The organism is Providencia sp. NPDC089933, from assembly GCF_049545585.1.
In the GTDB taxonomy this organism is placed as follows: Bacteria; Pseudomonadota; Gammaproteobacteria; order Enterobacterales; family Enterobacteriaceae; genus Providencia; species Providencia huashanensis.
Genome location: NZ_JBMWDT010000001.1, coordinates 1 through 1,401, shown reverse-complemented (window position 1 = coordinate 1,401; position 1,401 = coordinate 1). Strand labels below are relative to the sequence as shown.

At 38.8% G+C, this 1,401-nt stretch carries 1 protein-coding gene and 1 pseudogene; both read left to right on the top strand.

The window, feature by feature from the left end:
* A partial coding sequence (locus ACPEH5_RS00010; RefSeq protein WP_423727003.1) for a class II fumarate hydratase occupies positions 1–1,022 on the top strand: 1,022 nt, incomplete at its 5' end.
* A 35-nt stretch (positions 1,023–1,057) separates the two neighbouring features.
* Positions 1,058–1,401 (top strand): annotated as a pseudogene (locus ACPEH5_RS00005) (NAD-dependent malic enzyme); the annotation flags it as partial.

Sequence of the window (1,401 nt, the reverse complement as noted above, 5' to 3'; positions counted from 1 at the left end):
TAGGTCCTAATGATGATGTGAATATGGGGCAATCGTCAAATGACTCATTCCCAACTGCAATGCATATCGCTGCAATTTTTGCGATTGATGAACAGTTAATTCCAAGCATTGAAAGTTTAATTCAAGTTATTGAAAAAAAAGCTGACTCATGGATGGCCGTGGTTAAAATTGGTCGCACACACTTAGAAGATGCAGTTCCCCTCACCGTTGGCCAAGAGTGGCATGGATGGGCAGGTCAGCTCAAAGACGCGTTGGAAGACATTAAACGCAGTAAATTAGACCTGTATAAACTTGCGATAGGTGGTACCGCGGTAGGTACGGGTTTAAACGCACCAAAAGGCTTTTCAAAAGATGTTGCTGAAAAAATTGCAGAATTAACACAAAAACCATTTGTTACAGCACCAAATAAATTTACTGCTCAAGGCTCTTTAGATGCATTAGTACGTGCTCATGCGGCTATTCGAGGACTTGCGGTTGCATTGATTAAAATAGCCAATGACATGCGTTGGCTAGCCTCCGGTCCTCGTTGTGGCTTAAGCGAATTGATTTTACCGGCAAATGAACCAGGTTCTTCAATCATGCCAGGTAAGGTGAATCCAACACAGTGTGAAGCGATTGTCATGATTGGTATTCAAGTGATGGGAAATGACTCTGCAATATCTATTTCTGGTAGCCAAGGTAATTTTGAATTAAATGCAATGCGCCCTGTAATTATTAATAATTTATTACACTCGATTCGCATCATCTCTGATGGCTGCCATAAATTCAGAGAGTATTCTGTTGAAGGCACTGAATTAAATAACACCAAAATTACTGAGTACGTCAATAATAGCGTGATGCTAGTCACTGCTCTCTCTCCAATTATCGGATATCAAAATGCAGCTCATATCGCAGAAAATGCGATTGCAAAAAACATCACATTAAAAGAATCAGCTATTTCTTCAGGAAAAATAAGCGAAGAGGACTTTAACAAATACGTCAATCCTATTGATATGACAGGTAATGGTTTATCTGGTGCTTAATTTATTTTTAAATAATCCAATTATGAGGTTTTTATATGTATAACCGCCAAGCTGAAATCGTTGTTGAGAATAACATTCGAAAAATAAAAACTACAGCAAGAGGATATCAAGTATTACGAGATCCATCCTTAAATAAAGGAACCGCGTTTACTGAAGAAGAAAGAAAAGCACTGGACTTAAACGGTATTCTTCCTCCTGTTATTACAGAAGATATGGAAGTGCAATTAGACCGCTCTTATCGCGCTTATCGCGAATGTCGTACAGACCTCGATAAACACATCTATATGTGGCGACTTCACGACAATAATGTCACATTATTCTACGCTTTATTACAGCGCCATATGTTAGAAATGTTACCTGTCGTATATGACCCTGTTGT